Origin of the sequence: Mixta tenebrionis, assembly GCF_006517625.1 — a bacterium.
GTDB classification, from domain to species: domain Bacteria; phylum Pseudomonadota; class Gammaproteobacteria; order Enterobacterales; family Enterobacteriaceae; genus Mixta; species Mixta tenebrionis.
Genome location: NZ_VHQI01000002.1, coordinates 335,885 through 357,201, shown reverse-complemented (window position 1 = coordinate 357,201; position 21,317 = coordinate 335,885). Strand labels below are relative to the sequence as shown.

The following is a 21,317-nucleotide window of genomic DNA, read 5'->3' as shown; positions in this document are numbered from 1 at the left end:
CAGTACCTCAATGATTAAGACTCATGATTCAGGCTGCCGCTGAGGATGCAGAATACGCCCATCAGATCGGCGTGACGGATCGTCACTTCAGTTTGCTCGTTAACTTTCGGCTTGGCGTGATAAGCGATGCCTAACCCGGAGGCTTTAATCATCAACAGATCGTTCGCGCCATCGCCAATCGCCACCGCTTGCTCTACAGGGATCTCATAACGCTGCGCCAGCTTCGCCAGCAGCTCCGCTTTATATTGCGCGTCTACTATCGGGCCAGTCACTTCACCGGTAAAAACCCCGTCGCGTATTTCCAGTTCGTTGGCGGCAACGGCGTCCAGATGAAGCCGATCGCGCAGGTGCTCCGCAAAAAAAGTAAAGCCGCCGGAGGCGATCGCCACCCGCCAGCCCAGCGCCTGCAGCTTTTGCACCAGGGTACAAAGCCCCGGCGTCAGCGGCAGCGCATCGCGCACCTGGCGTAAAATGTTGGCGTCGGCCCCTTTCAGCGCCGCCACGCGCTGACGCAGGCTGGCGGTAAAATCAAGCTCGCCGCGCATCGCCCGTTCGGTCACTTCCGCCACCTGCTCGCCGCAACCGGCCAGGCGGGCAATTTCATCAATACACTCGATCTGAATCGCCGTGGAATCCATATCCATCAGCAGCAGCCCTGGTTTTTTCAGGTGCGGAATTTTGCCCAGCGGCGCCACGTCCAGCCCCGCCTCATGGGCCAGACGCGCGGCGCGCGGCGTCAAAGAACCCGCCAGCCGGATCACCTGATAGTCATCGACGCACCAGGCGCTGACGATCACCATCGCCGCGCCCAGCTGACGCTGGTACGCCGTCAGGCGCGCCTTATCAAGCTGGTGCCCGTAGAGCAGCCAGCCGGTACGCCCGGCGCGATAATCCAGCGGCATCACTTCATCGCCGCTCAGTGAAAGAGGCAAGCCTGGCCAAAGAGAGACATCGGAAGGCAGGTCGCACCAGGTCAAACGATTAGGCATTACAACTCCTGTGGGGAAGATGATCGACTGTCGCCATTATAAAGGCGTTGCTTTGGCATCCGGGCCAGGCCACAGCCGGTAGAGAAAACCTCGCAAGAGGCTACCCTGACAGCCGCGCTTCTGGCAACATAAAGTCGCAAAAACAGACTCCCCGCTGTTGATTATGATTTAAGGTTGGAAATGGCTAAAACCCGGCTCAAATTTCGTCTGCACCGCACGGTCATTGTGCTGATTTCTCTTACGCTGCTGGTTGTGCTGATGCAGGGCGCGTCATGGTTCAGCCAGGGCCATCAGATGGCGCGCTCCGAGCAGGTTGAAGATCTGGCGCGCGCGCTGACGCGCCAGGTGGCCTTTACCCTGACGCCGCTGATGGATAATCAGGATGAAAACCGCGCGCAAATCAGCGCTATTTTACAACAGATGACGGCAAACAGCCGCATCCTTGACGCCTCCGTTTATGACAGCGAAGGCTCGCTGGTGGCGCACAGCGGCGAAAATATCAGCGTGCGCGATCGGCTGGCGCTGGATGGCAAGCGCGCGGGCAGCTACTTTAACCATCAGCTGGTGCAGCCGATGGATAATCACGACGGGCCGCAGGGCTTTCTGCGCGTTACCCTGGATACGCACGTGCTGGTTACCGAGGCCAAACAGGTGGACAACACCACCAATATCCTGCGGCTGATGATGCTGCTGGCGCTGGCGATTGGCATTATTCTCACCCGCACCCTGCTGCGCGATCGTCGTACCCGCTGGCAGCAGTCGCCGTTCCTGCTGACCGCCAGCACGCCGGTAAAAGAAGATGATGACGCGGGCGACGAGGCGGAGAAGCCATAAACCGTGGCGAACAGCGATAAAAAAGCGGCGGATCTCAGAAATGAATAACCGGACGAGGCGCGCCCGTCCGGCCAGTTTTTAAGCTTTATCGCCCAGCAGCACGGATTCCAGCGCAATCTTAATCATATCGCTGAAGGTGGTCTGGCGTTCAGCCGCCGTGGTCTCTTCGTGGGTGCGAAGATGGTCAGAAACGGTACAGATAGCCAGCGCTTTCGCTCCGAACTCCGCCGCCACGCCATAGATGCCCGCCGCTTCCATCTCAATGCCGAGAATGCCATATTTTTCCATTACGTCGAACATTTGCGGGTCCGGCGTATAGAACAGATCGGCAGAGAACAGGTTGCCCACGCGCGCTTCAATACCCAGCGCTTTCGCCGCGTCTGCCGCATTACGCACCATATCGAAATCCGCGATGGCGGCGAAATCGTGATCTTTAAAGCGCATACGGTTTACTTTAGAGTCGGTGCAGGCGCCCATGCCGATAACCACGTCACGCAGCTTCACATCAGGACGCACCGCGCCGCAGGAACCGACGCGAATAATTTTCTTCACGCCGAACTCAGTGATCAGCTCTTTGGTATAGATGGAGCAGGAAGGGATGCCCATGCCGTGGCCCATCACCGAAATGCGCCGGCCTTTATAGCTGCCGGTATAGCCCAGCATGCCGCGCACGTTGTTCACTTCTACCGCATCTTCCAGGAACGTTTCTGCGATATGCTTAGCGCGCAGCGGATCGCCCGGCATCAGTACCACGTCCGCGAAATCACCCATTTCAGCATTAATATGAGGCGTTGCCATTGTCTGTATCCTTGAAAAATAAATGACGCCAGCGCAGGCTGGCGTTAAAAGAAAGCCGCGTATTACAGCATGCTTTTGCCATAGTCCATATCGGAAAGGCCGAAGTATTTCGCTACCGTCTGCCCGATATCCGCAAAGGATTCACGATAGCCGAGGAAGCCCGGTTTGATGCCCGGCCCATACATCAGTACCGGAATATGCTCGCGGGTATGCTCGGTGCCGTGCCAGGTAGGATCGCACCCGTGATCGGCGGTAAGGATCAGGATATCGCCTTCTTTCACCAGCGCCATCAGTTCCGGCAGGCGACGGTCAAACAGCTCCAGGCCGCCCGCGTAGCCCGCCACGTCGCGACGGTGCCCCCAGGTAGAGTCGAAATCCACGAAGTTGGTAAAGACAATCGAGTTATCCGGCGCTGCGGTCATCTCTTTCACCGTGGCGTCAAACAGCGCATCCAGCCCGGTCGCCTTCACTTTTTTCGTGATGCCGACGTGCGCATAGATATCGGCGATTTTCCCGACGGAAATCACTGCGCCCTGCTTCTCTTCTACCAGTTTTTTCAGAATGGTGGGAGACGGCGGCTCAACGGCCAGATCGTGACGGTTGCCGGTACGCTGGAAATTCCCCGCCTTATCGCCGATAAACGGACGCGCAATCACGCGGCCAATGTTGTAATCCCCTTTATCCAGCTCTTCGCGGGCGATTTCACACAGGTCGTACAGGCGTTGCAGGCCGAACGTCTCTTCGTGGCAGGCAATCTGGAACACCGAGTCGGCAGAGGTATAGAAAATCGGCTTGCCGGTTTTCATATGCTCTTCGCCGAGCTTGTCCAGAATGACCGTACCGGAGGCGTGGCAGTTGCCGAGATAGCCCGGCAGCCCGGCGCGCTCCACCAGTTTGTCCAGCAGCGCCGGCGGGAAGCTGTTTTCAGTATCGCTGAAGTAGCCCCAGTCGAACAGCACCGGCACGCCGGCGATTTCCCAGTGGCCCGACGGCGTATCTTTCCCGGAAGAGAGTTCGCTGGCGTAGGCGTAAGCGCCAATAATTTCCGCATTCGGGTCCAGGCCCGGCGGAAAGGTGCCGGTTGAGGCTTCCGCCGCCTTGCCCAGTCCTAGCGCGGTCAGGTTCGGCAAATGCAGCGGCCCTTTACGTCCTACGTCCGCTTCGCCGTTAAAGCAGGCCTGCGCGATGTGGCCCAGCGTATCCGAGCCGGTATCACCGAATTTGTCAGCGTCTTTACTGGCGCCGATCCCAAAGGAGTCCAGCACCATAATAAATACACGTTTCATGTGACTCTCCTGCGCCTTAAGCGCGATGAGAAAAAATAAAAAAGCGATCGGAACAGTATGACCGTTAACCCCGCCCTACATCAAGTCGCGGGTGCGTCGACCGCCTGCGGTTCGTCCGGGGCTACTGGCTAATTTTGCGATAGATAACCGGCGTTGCCGCCGGTTTGCCTGCGCCCAGGGTAATGGCGGCTTTTACCGCCTGCGCCGCTTCCTGCCAGCGCGCTTCGCTGTCGGCATGGATAACTGCCAGCGGACGCTGGTTATCCACGCTTTCGCCCAGCTGCACCATGTCGCTGAAGCCCACGCTGTAGTCAATAGCGTCGCTGGCGCGTCGGCGTCCGCCGCCCAGCGCCACCACCGCCATACCGAGCGCGCGCGTATCCATTGCGTTAACAATGCCGGGCGCATCGGCATAGACCGCTTTGCTCAGCATCGGCGCGGGCAGATAGCGATCCATATGGTCAATAAAGTCAGCCGGGCCTTTTTGCGCTGCCACCATGCGCGCAAACACCTCCGCCGCGCTGCCGTTATCCAGCACTTTTTGCAGCTGCGCGCGCGCTGCCGTTTCATCGGGCGCCAGCCCGCCGGAAATCAGCATTTCGCTGCACAGCGCCAGCGTCACTTCCAGCAGGCGCGGATTGCGGTAGCTGCCGGTCAGGAACTGCACCGCCTCGCGCACTTCCAGCGCGTTGCCGGCGCTGGAAGCCAGCACCTGATTCATATCGGTCAGCAGCGCGGTGGTTTTACAGCCCGCGCCGTTCGCCACCCCGACAATCGCCTGCGCCAGCTGCACGGAAAGCTCGAAGGTCGGCATAAAGGCGCCGGAACCGACTTTGACATCCATCACCAGCGCGTCCAGCCCTTCCGCCAGCTTTTTCGCCAGGATCGAAGCGGTAATCAGCGGGATAGAATCTACGGTGGCGGTAATATCGCGCGTGGCGTAAAAACGTTTATCCGCCGGCGCCAGCGAGTTAGTCTGGCCGATAATCGCCACGCCGTTCTGCTTAATCATTGCGCGAAAACGCGCGTCGTCGGGGAAAATATCGAAGCCGGGAATCGCTTCCAGCTTATCGAGGGTGCCGCCGGTATGTCCCAGCCCGCGCCCGGAGATCATCGGCACATAGCCGCCGCAGGCCGCTACCATCGGCCCCAGCATCAGCGAGGTCACATCGCCGACGCCGCCGGTGGAGTGTTTATCCACTACCGGGCCGTTCAGATTTAACGCGCGCCAGTCCAGTACGCTGCCGGAATCGCGCATCGCCATCGTTAGCGCAACCCGCTCCGACAGCGTCATATCATGAAAGAAGATGGTCATCGCCAGCGCGGCGATCTGCCCTTCCGAAACGGAATTATCGCGCACGCCGTTAATAAAGAAGCGGATCTCTTCTTCGCTCAGCGCGTGTCCGTCACGTTTTTTTCGAATAATTTCTTGAGTCAGAAACAAGGTAACCCCCCTGTTTAGCGGATCGGTCATTCAGGCCTGGTGTGTCCCCAACCGTACGGAAGGGTAAGGTTTAGCGGACGCATAGCGCCCGCGGTTGAGAAAGGAAAATCAGTAGCTGCTGGTGCTGCGCGCGCTCTGGTAGCCCGCGGCATTTAACAGGCTGGCCAGCAGGCTGGAGGCGCCAAAACGGAAATGACGCGCATCGGCCCAGTCGCTGCCGAGGATCTCATCGGCCAGCTGCAGATAGAGCGCGGCATCTTCCGCCGTGCGCACGCCGCCGGCGGGCTTGAAGCCAACGCGATCTTTAACGCCCTTATCGCGGATGACTTCCATCATAATCTTCGCCACTTCCGGCGTGGCGTTCACCGCAACTTTGCCGGTTGAGGTTTTAATGAAATCAGCGCCGGCATCAATGGCGATTTCGGAAGCCTGGCGAATCAGCGCCGCTTCTTTCAGCTCACCGGTTTCAATGATCACCTTCAGCAGCACGTTAGCCGCCGCGCACGCCTCTTTACAGGCTTTTACCAGCTTAAAGCCGGTTTGCGCGTCGCCGGCCATCAGGGTACGGTACGGGAACACCACATCAACCTCATCCGCGCCGTAGGCGATCGCCGCACGGGTTTCCGCCAGCGCGATATCAATATCGTCATTGCCGTGCGGGAAATTGGTTACGGTGGCGATACGGATATCGGGCGTGCCCTGCGCGCGCAGCGCTTTACGCGCTACCGGGATAAAACGCGGATAGATACAGATAGCGGCGGTATTGCCCGCCGGAGATTTCGCCTGCTGACACAGCGCGATCACCTTCGCGTCCGTATCATCATCGTTAAGGGTGGTCAGATCCATCAGTTTCAGCGCACGCAGCGCGGCAGCGGTTACATCAGTCATAATGCTCTCCAGACAAATTGAGCGAGCTTCCACCAGTGGAAGACTCAACACGAGGTCTTGGTTCCTTGAAGAGGATTGAGATCCATCTCGCCTTGCCAGCGATGCTGTTTCGCTTTGATGTTACGATTTTAACACCGCAGACAGACTCATTGTTGTGCGTAAGCTCACAATTAATTAAGAAACGCCACTATTACTTTTACATTTATAGTGACAAATCTCACATAAAAGCGCGACAGGCCGCAACCGGAACCGCTTTCTCAGCCCATAATAGCGCAGAAGGGCAAATGTGAAAATTATCACATTTACCCTTTTTTAACCGTCAGCCAGCCGCAAAAACTATCAGGCCGCAATCTTTAGCGTAGCTGAAACAGCCGCATACTGTTATCGGCAATGGCGGCGGCAATCGTCTCCGGCGGCTCGTCGCGCAGCTCGCACAGGGTTTGCCATACGTTGATTATCCGCTCCGGCCGGTTCGGTTCGCCCTGGAAGCCGTTCAGCGGCATATCGGGCGCATCAGTTTCCAGCAGCAGCGAAGAAAGCGGGAGCTGAGCGATAGTCTGGCGCGTTTTGCTGGCGCGCGGATAGGTAATGGTGCCGCCCACGCCGATAGCGTAGCCGGCGGCGATAAAGGCCTGCGCCTGTTGCAGACTGCCGGCGAAGCCGTGCACCACGCCGCGCCGCGGCACTTCGGTACGGCGCAAATGCTGCGCCAGTTTGTCATGGGTACGGCGCGAATGCAGAATCACCGGCAGATCGTAATCACGCGCCAGCCGCAGCTGAGCATCCAGGAAATATTGCTGCCGATCGAAACGGGGATCGTCCATATAGAGATCGAGACCGATCTCCCCGATCGCCACCAGCTTCGCCGGCCGCTGCTGCAAATGCTGCTCCAGCGCGGCCAGCGCGGCATCGCTGTGCTGCTGTATGGCGATCGGATGCAGCCCCAACGCGGCATAGAGCGCCGGATAGCGCTGCGTCAGCGCCAGAATATTATCGAAGCGTGTAGCATCGATCGCCGGCACGATGAGCCGCTGCACGCCGGCGCGCGCCGCCAGCGCCAGGCTCTCCTGTTCACTATCGCTAAAAGGAGGGAAATCAAAATGGCAGTGGGTATCAATAAAGGTCACGCCAGCGAACCCTTATCGTAGTCAGCATCATTTTCCGCATTTTTCTTCGCTACCTCATTGAGATTTACTGAGACCATAGCCGGTTCATTGGCTACCGGCGCCGGCGGCGTAATCACCGCCGACGTCTGCGGCAGGAGATCATGATTAAGCCAGCGCCCCAGCGTGGCAAGGAAATAACGTCCGCAGCGGCGCCCTAAATGATAATCCTGATTAAGCGTATGCAGACGGCTGCCCAGCGCGCTGCTGGCCAGCGGACGCGGCGGATAGATCTCAATAATTCTTAAATCACCGGGCGGATGTTCAATAAACTGCTGAATCTCATAGTAGCTTTTTTCATGCTGCTGTAGCAGCGTCATCCACGGGCTGCCGGCAAACCAGCGCTCCATACGTTTTATCCAGTGCGGCGTATAAAACATCTGCGAAGGTACGGTGCGAATAACCACAATGGTTTTGGCGCCGCGTCGCGCCGCTTCGCGTACCGGAACCGCATCGGTGATGCCGCCGTCAAGATAGGGAATATCGTCAAGTAAAATGCCGCTGCGGTAAAAGCCGGGAATGGCGCTGGAGGCCTTAATCAGATCGAGCCAGTTAGCGCTGGTGGGCGCGAAATAACGGGCGGAATAGTCATCGCTGCGGCAGGCGCACATATAGAATTCGCGGCCGGCGGCCAGCAGTTTTTCCGCCTGCGTCATCGCCAGCGGCAGCTCCTGACTGGTAATGCGGGTTAGCCAGTCGAGATCGATCAGGTGACCGCCGCGCACAAAGCGCAGCGGATCGAAAAAGAGTTTGTTGGTGGTGTAGCGCGTGATCACCCGGCGGGCATAGCCCTGTTGACCACAAACAAAAGCGGAAAGGTTTTGCGCTCCGGCGGAGGTGCCGAGATAGAGTTGAAAGGGATTAAAATGAGCACGCTGAAATTCATCCAGCACGCCCGCAGTAAAAATACCGCGCTGCCCTCCCCCTTCACAAACCAGCGCCATTTTTCCGGGGAGAAAAGGGCGTTGCGCTAACGCCGCTATATGCCCAGGCGTTACCGGAATATGTATGCCCACAATATTATTCAGCGTGTCCGTTTTTCGGCGGTCGCCTCATTTTGCTCCCTGCCGTAATCCTCCTGCAAAATTCCGGAGAGCCAGTCATTGTTTCCTGCCATCCAGGCGTCGTCGCTATCAAACCACTCCGCCCATATTAGCGCCATTTGACCTTTCCATTGTTTCCATTTGCCTACAACAATGTCGCTATTCATGACTGGCCTCCGCTAATTTCACTGAATCTTTTTGCTCAGCGTAAAGTCTGTTTACCTAGGGGCGTTTGCGTCCGGTAAACAGGCTGACGAGGAACAGGATAATACCAACAACGAAAACGATTTTAGCGGCCCATGCTGCCGTACCGGCCAAACCACCAAAGCCCAACGCTGCTGCAATCAAAGCGATTACCAGAAATATAATACCCCAACGAAACATAAGCCTCTCCTTTACCATAGTGAAAATCGAACTGCTTACTCAGCTAATTCAGGGGGCAATGCCCCATGAACGTTCTTTTTTTACGGGTCCACACACCGGCGCGGCGGTTCAGCCGCGCCGTTCAAGCGTTAAGGTTTTACCGTCAGGTCATTTTTAACGCTTTTCACGCCTTCAATAGCTTTGGCGATACTTTCAGCACGCTCCGACTGTGCCTTATTCTCTACCGCGCCGGAGAGCTGAACCACGCCGTTAGTGGTTTCCACTTTCACTTTCCGGGACGGCACAATGTCATCCGCTAACAATTTAGCTTTGATTTCGCTGGTGGTAGCGGCATCGCCGGCATAACCACTCACGGACTGTTTTTCGCTGTCTTTTACGTGTAGTTTGTCGCTGACGGATTTCACGCCCTCAACTTTCTTCACCAGAGCCACGGCTTTTTCCGCCTGATCCTGAGAGGAAACAAAACCGCTCAGGGTAACTACGCCCTTATCGGTTTCTACTGAGATATCCGTACTTTTAACCGTTTCGTCATCTACCAGAGCTGCTTTGGCTTTAGCCGTGATGGCGCTGTCATCCATAAAACCATCGACTTTCTTCATAGAACTATCGATTTTTGACCCTGCGCTATCCGCCGCATTTTCTGTTTTCTGCGAGACGGATTCATCAGCCAGTGCGGCGCCGCTCAGCAGCGCAGAACCCACCAGCACAGCCATCAGGGTCTTAGTAATCTTAGTCTGGTTCATCGATATCTTCCTTCTATGCGTTATTCCACTCACAATCGTAAGCGTGGCGGCAACAAACCGCGCTGCCGCCGAAAAGGACGCCGGGGGCTACTGCGCCACCGCTTTTTACGTCCGACAAACTAAGCATAGACAAGGATCGGCATTCGGCTCGTTTTTCTGGTTAAAAAACAGGTAAGAAGGGGATTTCAGGGCGTTTTTAAGAGGAGTCTGTAAAAAGAGGAGAACAATCTGCGGTGGTACTGAAAAAGAACATCGCGCAGCGCAGCGGTTGGCGGCGCGATGTTTACAGAACGCGCCGCAAAAGGACGCGTTGCCGGTTAGTGTTCGCGCGTTTTGCGGAACGTTACCTCAGGATAGCGTTCCTGCGTCAGGTTAAGGTTAACCATGGTCGGCGCGATATAGGTCAGGTTATCGCCGCCGTCCAGCGCCAGGTTAATTTCATTCTTACGCTGGAATTCGTCGAATTTCTTCGCGTCGCTGCATTCCACCCAGCGCGCGGTCGACACGTTGACCGATTCATAGATCGCTTCCACGTTGTACTCGCTTTTCAGGCGCGCCACCACCACGTCAAACTGCAGAACGCCGACGGCGCCCACGATCAGATCGTTGTTGGCGATGGGGCGGAACACCTGTACCGCGCCCTCTTCCGACAGCTGCACCAGCCCCTTCAGCAGCTGTTTCTGCTTCAGCGGATCGCGCAGACGGATGCGACGGAACAGTTCCGGCGCGAAGTTCGGAATCCCGGTGAACTTCATATTCTCGCCCTGGGTAAAGGTATCGCCAATCTGGATGGTGCCGTGATTGTGCAGACCGATAATATCGCCAGGATAAGCCTCTTCAACGTGCGCGCGATCGCCCGCCATAAAGGTCAGCGCATCGGATATCACCACATCTTTGCCAAGGCGTACCTGGCGCAGCTTCATACCCTTTTCATATTTACCCGACACCACGCGCATAAAGGCCACGCGGTCGCGGTGTTTCGGATCCATATTCGCCTGGATCTTAAAGACGAAGCCGGAGAATTTCTCTTCGCTGGCCTCAACGGTGCGCGTATCGCTCTGGCGCGGCATCGGCGCGGGCGCCCAGGCAACCAGCCCGTCAAGCATATGATCGACGCCGAAGTTGCCCAGCGCCGTACCGAAAAACACCGGCGTCAGCTCGCCCTGCAGGAAAGCTTCCTGCTCAAACTCGTGGGAAGCGCCCTGTACCAGCTCCAGCTCATCGCGCAGCTGCGCCGCCAGATCTTCGCCCACCGCCTGATCCAGCTCAGGGTTATTCAACCCTTTAACGATGCGCACTTCCTGGATGGTATGGCCCTGACCGGACTGATAGAGGTAGGTTTCATCCTTATAAAGGTGATAAACCCCTTTGAACAGCTTGCCGCAGCCGATCGGCCAGGTGATGGGCGCGCAGGCGATCTTCAGCTCGTTCTCCACCTCATCGAGCAGCTCCATCGGATCGCGAATATCACGGTCCAGCTTGTTCATAAAGGTCAGAATCGGCGTATCGCGCAGGCGGGTAACTTCCATTAGCTTGCGGGTACGATCCTCAACGCCTTTCGCCGCGTCGATCACCATCAGACAGCAGTCGACGGCGGTCAGAGTACGATAGGTATCTTCAGAGAAGTCTTCGTGCCCTGGAGTATCCAGCAGGTTCACCAGGCTATCGCGATAAGGGAACTGCATCACCGAGGTGGTAATAGAGATACCGCGCTGTTTTTCCATCTCCATCCAGTCTGATTTGGCGTGCTGGTTGGAGCCGCGACCTTTTACCGTACCGGCGGTCTGAATCGCCTGTCCGAACAGCAGGACTTTTTCGGTAATGGTCGTTTTACCGGCGTCGGGGTGAGAAATGATGGCAAAGGTGCGGCGACGCGACACTTCTTGCAAAAATGCAGCATTAGACATCGATAAGTTCTTCTGTTGATGCTGTGACGCGGCGACAAAGGGGCGACACAGCCGTTAATTCACCGGGGCCTGCGACATTGCCGGGCCAGAAACCGGAACCATGCAGTTTACCTGACGCGCGCGCGGCACGAAGATAAAAGCTGCCGAAAAGCATCATGGTCTACATTGGCGCCGGCCTCGTATAACAATGTTGATAAGTCAGGTAACAGGCCGCATAGCTTACCCTAAGTACATAAAAAAAGCAGGCTGAAATCACCGCGCCCGTCCTGTTTCCTGCGCGGCAAAACGTTGCCTGAAAAAGGGTTCAGATCGCCGGGCCGGCAGATTTTATGGCTGAGCTTGCGGACGCTGCTGCAGCTGGCTCAGCACAATCTGGCTGACCACGCCATCGCTGAGACGAACAGAGAGCGTCTTCTCCGCCAGACGCCAGCTAAGCCAGCTTTCACCGCCGCGCTCACTCGCCTCGCCAGGGCCATAGCTGCGCAGCATTTCCGCCGCCGGGGCGCCGATATGGATGCCGCGCTGCGTCGTTAGCGAACCATCAAGCAGGGCGATCTGCATGATATAGCGATCGTCGGCGCTGCGCTGTAGCCGATCCCAGTTTTCATTGGCGGCCGTCAGCGTCAGCGCGTCATAGCGATGCTGAACATAACGGTAGGCGGGCGCGCCGTTTTGTCCGCTCGCTAACGCCTGACGCGCACGCTCCGGCGGCAGGCTCATCATAACGTCCTCATTCCACGGCTGCCCCAGCGTCAGCGTGACGCCAGCGACCTGAACGGTGAAATCTTCCATTGTCAGAGCGGCGACGGCTGGTTTTTCTTCCAGCGGATAAAAATCTTCAGGCTCTACGCCCGCGTCGGTTTGCAGCGCATCATCCGCCTTATGCGCCCTGAAGAAAAACAGATGCGGCGCGGTTTCCGGATCGCCGCCGCATGCGGGATGATTACGATTTTCCCGCACGTCGATCAGATACCAGGCCGGATCGTCATTATCAGCAACGATGCTCATACTCAGACATTCGCTGGGCAGCGGAGTAAGCTGGCGCTGACGAATCGCTTTCAGGATCGCGGCGATAATTTCATTCTGCCTGCTATCTTCATCTTCCGGCTGCTGCGATGACGGCAGCGCAGCATGATTTGCCGACGGCGGCGGCGCGACGCTATCTGCTAACGCGCCGTCAGCTTCTTCATGCAGGGAATGATTAACCGGCGATAAAACCGTAAATTCTTCTGCGGGCGGCGTTAAAGGCGCACGATAAATATCGGGCAGTTCAGCGGCTATCGCATAGCCGCAACCGGCCAATACCGTGATTAACAGCAGTCGGGATAAAAGTGAAAAAAACATTGCTGGGCTCGTCAAAATCTTAGCGCACCGGCGCTAAAGCTAAAGTTATCGTTGTTATGGCGGCAAACCAGCGGAGATTTAACACCGGACGGCGGGAAAGAGTCAAAGGGGATTATTGAAAGGCTGCAGTCGCTGCGCCCTTGCGATCGGCTCACGGCGCAGAAACGGACTATTTTCCGCGAATAATAACCCGGCTCAGGCAATCTGGCTTATTCGCTTTAAAACTAAAGGTAATGGTCTGTTTGTCTTTATCCGCTGGCGTGGTATAGCTGGTCATCTCATTTTCAGAACGCCCGCGCGGCACCCCGGTTAACCCAAGCTGCGGATAGTGCTGTTTAATCGTATCAAGTGAAAAGCATTCGCCGCGCCATGAAAAACTCAAAAAGGGCTTTACTCCATCTGGCGCTTTGCTTAAGCGCAGATCGAAATGTTCAGCTTTTCCGCTGTCGTGCAGGTTAAGCGTTTTCGCCTGATAAAAATTGACCTCCGGGTTCTCTTTTACCAGCGTAAACCCTAAGGAGCTTTGCGTAACGTTATTAACGGTCATCTGTTTAACCGATGCGCTGATATCGTTAATAAAGTCCCACAGCGCGGTCGTTGTCATATTCGCCTTACCGTTTGCCGCCAGCATAAAAAACATCATTCCCGCGCCAACGTATTTATTTCCCTGTAATATTCGCATCCTACCATTTCCCATAATCGTTCTCGTAATACTGGCCGAGCGTTGATGTTATTTCTCCCCTGCCGCACCCCCTTTCAATATCCGATCTTGCCTGACTCCCGCTTATATCGCCATCCTGAAAAGTATTATAAATCGTGTTTCGGGCATCGCGACGGCGGCCCGGCCTGCAATACCGATACCCGTTCCTCCAGCCATCACTGGCTGACGCCCTGTTCGCAGGTAATCCCGCCGCTGCCGGTGAGCCGCTCCTCCCCCCGCACCTGATACACCGCCAGCATCCGCGCCGTCAGCTCCTGAAAGACAGGCCCAGCGCGGCCGGGCCTTCGCAAGATACAGCGGAAATAACGTTAAATTTTTCGTTCGCAAGCGGGCCTGGCCGTTCTTTTAGCTCTGAGGATTGATCAGCCAGACCCCTTTCCGTTCGATGCTGATTTTTTGCTGGCGGATCTGTTCGCGTCCGCTGATGGTGAAATCATACTCTCCCGGCGGCAGCTGCAGCGAAGCGAAGCCGTTCGGCGCCGGCTCCAGCGCCTGCGGGCTGCCGTTCAGCGCAAGTTTTTCACCGTGGCGCAGCTTGATATAGATCTGCGCGACAGGCTCCGGCGGCGCTGGTCGCTGCGCCGCCGCCTGCCCCGTCGTCGGCGTGGCGCCGCGATCCGCGTCCTGGGCCGGCGCAACGCCCGTAGCCGGCGGCTGAGCGGCGATCTGCGTTTCGGACGGCGCATCGCCGCCGCTGCCGAGCAGTACGCCGACCACGATGCCTAACAGCACGCCAGCGGCAGCCAGCCCCGGCCACATATAGCGCTTCAGCAGCGCGACGGCCGTAGCTGTCGGCTCTTCCGGCGCCACCGTTGCCAGCATGGTGCCCGGCTTTTCGCTATTGGCGTTCAGGATATCGTTCAGTTCATCAGCCGACAGCGCCATCAGCGCGGCAAAAGCGTCGATTGACTGCGGACGATCCGCCGGATTCAGCGCCAGCGCCCGATCGATAGCGTGCAGCAGCGGCAGCGAGAAGCCATCCGGACGCAGTTCGGACAGCGGCCTGTAGTTATCCTCAATGCTGCGCACCACGCTCACCGGCGGCGGCGCGCCGACGATCAGCGTATGCAGCACCGCGCCCAGCGCATAGATATCGGTCCAGGGCCCCTGTTCGCTCTCGTTGTTGTCGCTGTACTGCTCGATCGGCGCAAAACCGGGGCGCAGCATAGTCTCCGATTCATCGGAGAGGTTGCCGATGGTCTTCCGCGCCGAGCCGAAATCAAGCAGCACCGGCACCTTATTTTCCTGAATCTGGATATTATCCAGCGAGATATCGCGGTGCAGATACCCTTCCTGATGGATGATGTTAATAGCGCCAAACAGCGGCGGCAACAGGCGACGAATCCACGCCTCATTAATCAGATCGGGGCGCGCGGCGGCAAGACGCGACAGCGTGGTGCCGCTGTAAAATACCGTTCCCATATAGGCGGTATCGTTTTGCACCCAGAAACGCAAAACGTGCAGCAGATTAGGATGGTTAAATCGCGCCAGCAGGCGCGCCTCCTGAATGAAGCTGTTGAGGCCGGCGTGAAACGTCTTGCTGAAGCGCTCGCTGCGCAGCACCAGATTCAGATCGTCGCCGCGCACCGCCAGCGACGCGGGCATAAACTCTTTAATAGCGATGGTGCGTTCCAGCTGATGATCCCAGGCGCGATAAACGATGCCAAAGCCGCCGCCGCCAATAACATCTTTAATTTCAAACTCATTAAAACGGTATCCAGGCGGCAATGCGTTGGGCACCGTCCGCTTGTTATCGTGTTCCGACATAATAGACAACTCTCTGATTACTAAAACTTACGCCTCGAACTGACACTGAAACTCACCCCGATCAAAGCTGACGTGCAGCTGGCGATAGCGCTGATCGCGGGCGCTGGCCGTGAGCAGCATCTGACTCATTTGCGGCAGCAGAGTATTAGTCAGGATGGCGTCAACCATACGTCCGCCCGATTCCACTTCGGTACAGCGCTGCACAACCTGGCTAATCACGCTGTCATCGATTTGCGAAACGATGCCGTGATTCTCTTCCAGCCGACGCTGGATGCGTTTGAGCTGCAGGCGAACAATTTCGGCCAGCATCGCATCGCTTAACGGATAGTACGGCACCACCAGCAGACGTCCGAGCAGAGCGGGCGGGAAGACCTCCAGCAGCGGCCCGCGCAGCGCGGCAGCCAGCGCGTCCGGCTCCGGCAGCAGTTCAGGATCGGCGCACATCGCGCTAATCAGCTGCGTGCCGACATTCGAGGTCAGAATAATAACGGTATTGCGGAAATCGATGCGCCGCCCCTCGCCATCCTCCATCCAGCCTTTATCAAATACCTGGAAGAAAATTTCATGCACGTCCGGGTGCGCTTTCTCAATTTCATCCAGCAGCACCACGCTGTAAGGGCGACGTCGTACCGCCTCGGTCAGCACCCCGCCCTCGCCGTAGCCGACGTAGCCTGGAGGCGCTCCTTTCAGGGTGGAAACGGTATGCGCCTCCTGGAATTCGCTCATATTAATGGTGATAACATTCTGCTCGCCGCCGTACAGCGATTCGGCCAGCGCCAGCGCGGTTTCGGTTTTACCCACGCCGGAAGGACCGCACAGCATAAAGACGCCGACCGGCTTATTCGGATCGTCGAGCCGCGCGCGTGACGTCCGCACCCGCTTCGCAATCAGATCGAGACCGTGCCGCTGGCCGATAACGCGCTCGTTTAACGTATCGGCCAGCTTCAGTACCGCATCGATCTCATTTTTCACCATGCGGCCCAGCGGAATGCCGGTCCAGTCGGAAACCACCGCCGCTACCACATTGCTGTCTACGGCGGCGAACAGCAGCGGCATATCGCCCTGCAGCTCGTGCAGCGCCTGTTGCTTCTGCGCCAGCTCCTGCTGCAGCGCCGTCGGATCGGCGCCTTCTGCGCCGGCGCAGAGCTGCGCGCGCAGATCGATAACCGCGTCTACCAGCTCACGTTCCTGCACCCAGCGCGCCTCCAGCGCCTCGCGCTCCGCCGCCAGCTGCGCCAGCTGCGTATCCAGTTGAGCAAGCCGCTCGCTATCGCCGGCGGTCAGCTTCGCCTCACGTCCGGCAATGTCGCGCTCGATTTCCAGCGCGGCGATGCGATGAAGACAATCTTCCAGCTGCGGCGGCTGCGCGCCCTGGCTGACGGCGACGCGGGCGCAGGCGGTATCCAGCAGCGCCACCGCCTTATCGGGCAGCTGGCGCGCCGGAATGTAGCGATGGGAGAGTTTCACCGCCGCGCTGACCGCCTCATCCAGCAGCAGCACGCGGTGATGGCCCTCCAGCGTGCTGACGGTGCTGCGCAGCATCAGCAGCGCTTTCTCTTCATCCGGCTCATACACCTGTACCGTCTGGAAACGGCGGGTCAGCGCCGGATCTTTCTCGATATACTTTTTATATTCCGCCCAGGTGGTGGCGCCGATAGTGCGCAGCTGGCCACGCGCCAGCGCCGGCTTCAGCAGGTTGGCGGCATCGCCGGTGCCCTGCTGGCCGCCGGCGCCGACCAGCGTATGAATTTCATCAATAAACAGTACGATGGGTATCGGGCTGGACTGCACTTCATTAATCAGCGCCTGCAAACGCGCCTCAAACTCGCCTTTCATGCCGGCGCCCGCCTGCAACATGCCGATATCAAGCAGCCAGAGCTGAACATCCTGCAACGGCGGCGGCACCTCGCCCGCAGCGATACGCAGCGCCAGCCCCTCCACCACCGCGGTTTTACCCACGCCCGCCTCGCCGGTTAACAGCGGGTTGTTCTGTCGACGGCGCATTAATATATCCACCATCTGCCGGATCTCCTCATCGCGTCCGGCAACGGGATCGATTTTGCCTGCGCGCGCGCGCGCCGTCAGATCCTGCGCATACTGCGCCAGCGTGCTCTTCTGCTGCGGCGCGGCGTTCAGATTTTCCGGCTGAGCGGCGGCCTGCTGCGCCTCTTTGCTGTTGGCGAAAATCGTTTCAAACTCTTCAACCAGCAGATCGGCGCTCAGACGGCTAAACTGCGACGAAATACTTTTCAGTACGTTAGCAAGGTTGAACGTTTTCAGGATGCCGATCAGCAGATGACCGCCGCGAATCTGCGTTACGCCAAACTTCAGCGATCCATAAACCCAGGCGCGTTCTACCGCATTATCGATATGCTCAGAGAGATCGGAAACCGCGCTGGCGCCGCGCGGCAGGCGATCGAGCGCCGCCACGATATCGCGCGTCAGCGTATTTTCATCCAGTGAATAGTGGCGGATCAGCTGCTGCAAATCGCCATCCTGATGCTGCATCAGCTGATGCAGCCAGTGAACCAGCTCCACATAGGGGTTACCGCGCAGCTTGCAAAAGGCGGTCGCGCTCTCCAGCGAAGTAAAAAGTAGGGGGTTTAGTTTGCCGAATAGTACGGCGCGGCTTATTTCCGACATAATATCCTCTGAGAAATGAGTGGTGTGAAATTCTTTAAAATATTTAGCGCTGCGTAGCGAAAGCTATTGTCATGGTTTTATTTTAATTTCCGACCGGCAGGCGAAAACAGCAGGCCGATATATAGCAGTGCGCCAGTAAAAAAATAACTTTCCGTGACGAAATATTAAAATCCCCCAGATAACGCCATAAATGACGCCGGCAGATTAATAGCGGCAAGCCAGCAATTTTACCGGCGTCATCAGCATCGCCGGCCTTTATTTATCAGGCTGTTTGTTGACAGCTATTTTATTCGTCAGACTGTTTGACGGCGGCCAGAAACCGGCAGGCCAGAAAAATATTATTTATCGATGCGGGCGAGCGATAAGCGGCCAGCGCCTTATTCCCTGCCGGTGAGGGTTAACCGCCGTCATTTTCGCTGTATGAAGCTTAACGTTATAAATATGCTTTCTTCCGTTATGCTTCAGGGTTAAATACCAGATCGCCGCGCGCCTGCGGCGTCGGCTGATAGCCAATCCAGCTGCTGTAGCCCAGGCGCGCCTGGCCGCCGAGCGTCGCGCCGCTGACCTCCTCGCCCGCCAGCAGCAAACGCGCCTCCCAGACATACTCCACGCCCAGATACTGACGTACCCAGTCGCGCAGCTCTCTGGCATGCCGCTCGCCGGGCAGAAACGCGTTGTAACGCTCCAGCGACAGCGGGCCAATCTCGATACGCAGCTTATGCTGTACGTCGCGCACAGCTATGCCCAGAAAGGTAGTTTCGCCAAGGCGCGGCATCTGACGCCCGGTCGCCAGCCGGGCGCGCTCGCGCACGTCGAGCGTCAGCCACTGCGCGACATTCTGCTCAATGCGTACCGGCACGCCGAAATAGTGCCGCAGCACCTTCTCCAGCCCCTCCGCATCGCGGCCGTGGCGGCTGAGATGTCCCGCCAGCATCAGGCGGGCATGCTCGCTCAGGCAGCCTTTGGTGCGTTGGGCGGGCTGCCCCATGCCGATCAGACAGGCGAGCCAGCTGTCAAAGCGCTGCCCGTCGGCGCGATCGAGCGAAACCGTCGGCTGCGCATCGGCCCAGGCGCGATAAAACAGCAGCGTCAGCCGGTGATGAAACAGATCGGCAAAGGCCGTCAGGCTGCTGTCCTGATAGTGATACACCCGCTCGCGCGCATACTCGGTCATGTGGATCGGCAGCGGACCGTTGGGGCCAAACAGGCCGAAGCTCAGAATCGATACATCGTGCAGCGGGCTGCCTTCACGCGCGCTAACTGCGGCAAGCGTGGAGGGCGCGAAGGCCAGCGAGGGCGTCTGCCCGATACGCAGCGGCTCGTGGCGCGGCTGCGGCGCGCGTCCCAGCGGATATTTTTCCCCGCCCTGCGCGTCAATACGCCGCAGTAGCTGAAAGAGATCGTAGCGCCAGGGCGCCCGTATCAGCCCGTCCCAAAAGCCATCCGGCAGGCGCTGTAAAATTCGCACCCGATCGTTAGCCTGACTCATATCAACGCCCTTTTACCCATGCGCGGCGGCCAGTATCCCACTTCGCCGCGCTGTTGGCTGGTCAGCGTCATTTCGCTAAAGCTGTTGATGGCAACCAGCCGCGAAAAGAGCCGCTCCAGTACGCTGCCGAACAGCCACGGGCTGCTGCCGGAAAAAGCCTGTTCGTCTACCTGCAGATCGATGCCGATGCCGCGCGCGAAGACAATCGGGCCAGGCTCCGGCACGCGGCGATGTACCGGGCGCAGCTGACAGTGTCGGATGCCGTCAATCTGTCGCGCGATAGACGCCTCCGCCAGATTAGCGTACAGCCCCAGCATCTGACGCAGCGCGGCGGCCCCTTCGCCATCGTCGCTGTCCATCAGGCTGAGGTAGTTCATCTGCAGATGGCTGATTAGGCGCCAGGTCGTCAGCCCCTCCGCCAGCGCCGGACGCGGCGGCGTCGGTCCTTTACGTATCGTCAGCCCGGAGGCGGGCACCGAATCGGGCAGCTTAAAGCCCTGACAATCCTGCTGAAGCAGCATCAGCGGCAGATCGCGGCTGGTACAAAGCACTTCCGCCGTGATGTAACGCAGCTCCTCATGCCAGGGCGAATGCAGCTCATCCACCAGCGACAGAAAAACTTCGGAGCCGATATAGCCGGTACGCGCGCCGTAGCGCTGCGCATGTTCCGACAGCGTGCGCTGCTCGCGCCGCAGGGAGAAGTAGGCGCCGTAATCGCCGCTGTCATGACTGTAGGTACTCCAGAAGGGGCGGAACACCTGCTCTTCACGCTGCCCTTCGCCTGAGCCATACAGCTTTTGCACCGAGTAGACTTCATAATCGAGCGGACGAATATTATCGACCACCAGATGATATTCATGCTGGCTTTCGCTGAGTTTCTGGCGCTCCGCCACGCGCGGAAACAGGTTGATCACCGGCGTGCAGTGCAGCGCCAGATGGCTACTGTCGACTACGCGCTCCAGCGCGCTGTCGGTTTTATCCAGCAGCAGTACGATCTCAAACTCGCGATCGCCTTCCGCCGCCAGGCGCAGCAGCGGGCGCAGCTGGCCGATGCTGATAAACTGAAAGCGCGCCGGGAAAGCGAAATACTCATGCAGCAGGCGATAGCCGTCAAAATTACGCAAATCGTTCGGCAGCAGCGCCTGCTCCGGCTCAAAACCCTCCTGCCGCAGGGCGTCGTCGCGCAGCAGCTGACGGCGCGGCGATTTGCCCACCGTCTGACAGAAGAGGCCGACGGTGTGCTGCATAATCAGCTCCAGCAGCTTAAGCGCTTCGATATCGGGGCCGCTGAGGAAAAATTCCAGCCGATCGAAATCAACGTGATCGAGCGTGGTGGCATTTTCACAGCGCAGCCGTATACGCAGCGCGCTGACCGCGCCGCGCTGGCTAAGCCCCATCTGCCCCAGCGGAATATCCGCCGGTACGCCGCCCAGCTCGACCTGAGCGATATGCAGCGGCAGCAGCGTAACCTCATGCGCCGTCGCGTAGCTGCAGACCACGCCGTTTTTCTTCAGCAGCTGGCTGTCCAGCATGGTGCCGCGCGCCACGCGAAACCCGCGATTAATATCCCCTTTGCTGCCGTCGGGATGCAGCTCGGCGATGGCCATCGACGGCGTGGGCGCCAGATAGCCAGGCGCGATCATTTCCAGTAAGCGTTGGGAAAAGCGGGGAAATTCGGCATCCATTTTCAGCTGAACGCGCGAGGTAAGAAAAGCGAAGCCTTCCATCATACGTTCAACGTACGGATCGGTAACCTCAATGCCCTGCATGCCAAGACGCCCGGCCACTTTCGGGTAGCGCTCCGCAAATTCCGCTCCCAGCTCACGCAGGTACGCCAGTTCGCGGTTGTAGTATTCGAGCAGTTTACTTTCCAT

Annotated in this window: 18 protein-coding genes; 1 reads left to right on the top strand and 17 read right to left on the bottom strand. The window is 58.0% G+C overall.

Annotation, left to right across the window (positions count from 1 at the left end; all coding sequences use genetic code 11):
- Nucleotides 1-14 precede the first annotated feature (14 nt).
- The gene (serB, locus tag FKM52_RS04500; protein ID WP_141174990.1) at nucleotides 15-989 is read right to left on the bottom strand and encodes a phosphoserine phosphatase; all 975 of its coding nucleotides are present in this window, start codon (nucleotides 987-989) and stop codon (nucleotides 15-17) included.
- A gap of 180 nt (nucleotides 990-1,169) precedes the next feature.
- Between serB and FKM52_RS04495 the strand changes: the two genes are divergently transcribed.
- Nucleotides 1,170-1,823 carry a YtjB family periplasmic protein gene (locus tag FKM52_RS04495; RefSeq protein WP_141174989.1) on the top strand — a complete coding sequence of 218 codons (654 nt, stop codon included), beginning with the start codon at nucleotides 1,170-1,172 and terminating at the stop codon, nucleotides 1,821-1,823.
- Nucleotides 1,824-1,901: 78 nt separating this feature from the next.
- Here the strand turns inward: FKM52_RS04495 and deoD are convergent, their stop codons facing one another.
- From deoD to tssF, 16 genes are all read right to left on the bottom strand, one after another.
- Complete coding sequence (deoD, locus tag FKM52_RS04490; protein WP_141174988.1) at nucleotides 1,902-2,621, bottom strand: purine-nucleoside phosphorylase; 720 nt, start codon at nucleotides 2,619-2,621, stop codon at nucleotides 1,902-1,904.
- Nucleotides 2,622-2,683: 62 nt separating this feature from the next.
- Nucleotides 2,684-3,907, bottom strand: a complete 1,224-nt coding sequence (gene deoB / locus FKM52_RS04485) for a phosphopentomutase (RefSeq protein WP_141174987.1) — start codon at nucleotides 3,905-3,907, stop codon at nucleotides 2,684-2,686.
- Between the two features lie 121 nt (nucleotides 3,908-4,028).
- A complete protein-coding gene (gene deoA / locus FKM52_RS04480) occupies nucleotides 4,029-5,351 on the bottom strand; it encodes a thymidine phosphorylase (protein ID WP_141174986.1) in 1,323 nt (440 codons plus the stop codon).
- Between the two features lie 108 nt (nucleotides 5,352-5,459).
- A complete protein-coding gene (gene deoC / locus FKM52_RS04475; protein WP_141174985.1) occupies nucleotides 5,460-6,239 on the bottom strand; it encodes a deoxyribose-phosphate aldolase in 780 nt (259 codons plus the stop codon).
- A gap of 353 nt (nucleotides 6,240-6,592) precedes the next feature.
- A complete protein-coding gene (locus tag FKM52_RS04470; RefSeq protein WP_141174984.1) occupies nucleotides 6,593-7,366 on the bottom strand; it encodes a TatD family hydrolase in 774 nt (257 codons plus the stop codon).
- Nucleotides 7,363-8,418 carry a patatin-like phospholipase family protein gene (locus FKM52_RS04465; RefSeq protein WP_181407888.1) on the bottom strand — a complete coding sequence of 352 codons (1,056 nt, stop codon included), beginning with the start codon at nucleotides 8,416-8,418 and terminating at the stop codon, nucleotides 7,363-7,365. Before FKM52_RS04465 ends, FKM52_RS04470 begins: the two co-directional genes overlap by 4 nt.
- Before the next feature lie 8 nt (nucleotides 8,419-8,426).
- Complete coding sequence (locus FKM52_RS04460) at nucleotides 8,427-8,612, bottom strand: CsbD family protein (RefSeq protein ID WP_141174982.1); 186 nt, start codon at nucleotides 8,610-8,612, stop codon at nucleotides 8,427-8,429.
- Nucleotides 8,613-8,667: 55 nt separating this feature from the next.
- Nucleotides 8,668-8,829, bottom strand: coding sequence for a DUF1328 domain-containing protein (locus FKM52_RS04455; RefSeq protein WP_071883711.1), 162 nt, complete (start codon nucleotides 8,827-8,829; stop codon nucleotides 8,668-8,670).
- Between the two features lie 128 nt (nucleotides 8,830-8,957).
- Nucleotides 8,958-9,572, bottom strand: coding sequence for a molecular chaperone OsmY (gene osmY / locus FKM52_RS04450; RefSeq protein WP_141174981.1), 615 nt, complete (start codon nucleotides 9,570-9,572; stop codon nucleotides 8,958-8,960).
- Nucleotides 9,573-9,889: 317 nt separating this feature from the next.
- Entirely contained in the window at nucleotides 9,890-11,479 is a 1,590-nt protein-coding gene (prfC, locus tag FKM52_RS04445; RefSeq protein ID WP_141174980.1) for a peptide chain release factor 3, read from the bottom strand.
- A 327-nt stretch (nucleotides 11,480-11,806) separates the two neighbouring features.
- Complete coding sequence (locus FKM52_RS04440) at nucleotides 11,807-12,823, bottom strand: hypothetical protein (protein ID WP_141174979.1); 1,017 nt, start codon at nucleotides 12,821-12,823, stop codon at nucleotides 11,807-11,809.
- A 169-nt stretch (nucleotides 12,824-12,992) separates the two neighbouring features.
- Entirely contained in the window at nucleotides 12,993-13,466 is a 474-nt protein-coding gene (locus tag FKM52_RS04435) for a hypothetical protein (RefSeq protein ID WP_141174978.1), read from the bottom strand.
- Nucleotides 13,467-13,889: 423 nt separating this feature from the next.
- Nucleotides 13,890-15,311 carry a serine/threonine protein kinase gene (locus FKM52_RS04430; protein ID WP_141174977.1) on the bottom strand — a complete coding sequence of 474 codons (1,422 nt, stop codon included), beginning with the start codon at nucleotides 15,309-15,311 and terminating at the stop codon, nucleotides 13,890-13,892.
- A gap of 27 nt (nucleotides 15,312-15,338) precedes the next feature.
- The gene (gene tssH, locus FKM52_RS04425; protein WP_141174976.1) at nucleotides 15,339-17,954 is read right to left on the bottom strand and encodes a type VI secretion system ATPase TssH; all 2,616 of its coding nucleotides are present in this window, start codon (nucleotides 17,952-17,954) and stop codon (nucleotides 15,339-15,341) included.
- 454 nt (nucleotides 17,955-18,408) lie between these two features.
- Nucleotides 18,409-19,443 (bottom strand): type VI secretion system baseplate subunit TssG, encoded by a 1,035-nt coding sequence (gene tssG, locus FKM52_RS04420; RefSeq protein WP_141174975.1) that lies wholly within the window; start codon nucleotides 19,441-19,443, stop codon nucleotides 18,409-18,411.
- Nucleotides 19,440-21,317 carry a type VI secretion system baseplate subunit TssF gene (gene tssF, locus FKM52_RS04415; protein ID WP_141174974.1) on the bottom strand — a complete coding sequence of 626 codons (1,878 nt, stop codon included), beginning with the start codon at nucleotides 21,315-21,317 and terminating at the stop codon, nucleotides 19,440-19,442. The genes tssG and tssF overlap by 4 nt, the downstream gene beginning before the upstream one ends.

Bases quoted from the DNA above. Each gene is read 5' to 3' on its own strand.
- serB (WP_141174990.1), bottom strand. From the start codon at position 989: ATGCCTAATCGTTTGACCTGGTGCGACCTGCCTTCCGATGTCTCTCTT.
- FKM52_RS04495 (WP_141174989.1), top strand. From the start codon at position 1,170: ATGGCTAAAACCCGGCTCAAATTTCGTCTGCACCGCACGGTCATTGTG.
- deoD (WP_141174988.1), bottom strand. From the start codon at position 2,621: ATGGCAACGCCTCATATTAATGCTGAAATGGGTGATTTCGCGGACGTG.
- deoB (WP_141174987.1), bottom strand. From the start codon at position 3,907: ATGAAACGTGTATTTATTATGGTGCTGGACTCCTTTGGGATCGGCGCC.
- deoC (WP_141174985.1), bottom strand. From the start codon at position 6,239: ATGACTGATGTAACCGCTGCCGCGCTGCGTGCGCTGAAACTGATGGAT.
- FKM52_RS04460 (WP_141174982.1), bottom strand. From the start codon at position 8,612: ATGAATAGCGACATTGTTGTAGGCAAATGGAAACAATGGAAAGGTCAA.
- FKM52_RS04455 (WP_071883711.1), bottom strand. From the start codon at position 8,829: ATGTTTCGTTGGGGTATTATATTTCTGGTAATCGCTTTGATTGCAGCA.
- osmY (WP_141174981.1), bottom strand. From the start codon at position 9,572: ATGAACCAGACTAAGATTACTAAGACCCTGATGGCTGTGCTGGTGGGT.
- prfC (WP_141174980.1), bottom strand. From the start codon at position 11,479: ATGTCTAATGCTGCATTTTTGCAAGAAGTGTCGCGTCGCCGCACCTTT.
- FKM52_RS04440 (WP_141174979.1), bottom strand. From the start codon at position 12,823: ATGTTTTTTTCACTTTTATCCCGACTGCTGTTAATCACGGTATTGGCC.
- FKM52_RS04435 (WP_141174978.1), bottom strand. From the start codon at position 13,466: ATGATGTTTTTTATGCTGGCGGCAAACGGTAAGGCGAATATGACAACG.
- FKM52_RS04430 (WP_141174977.1), bottom strand. From the start codon at position 15,311: ATGTCGGAACACGATAACAAGCGGACGGTGCCCAACGCATTGCCGCCT.
- tssH (WP_141174976.1), bottom strand. From the start codon at position 17,954: ATGTCGGAAATAAGCCGCGCCGTACTATTCGGCAAACTAAACCCCCTA.
- tssG (WP_141174975.1), bottom strand. From the start codon at position 19,443: ATGAGTCAGGCTAACGATCGGGTGCGAATTTTACAGCGCCTGCCGGAT.
- tssF (WP_141174974.1), bottom strand. From the start codon at position 21,317: ATGGAAAGTAAACTGCTCGAATACTACAACCGCGAACTGGCGTACCTG.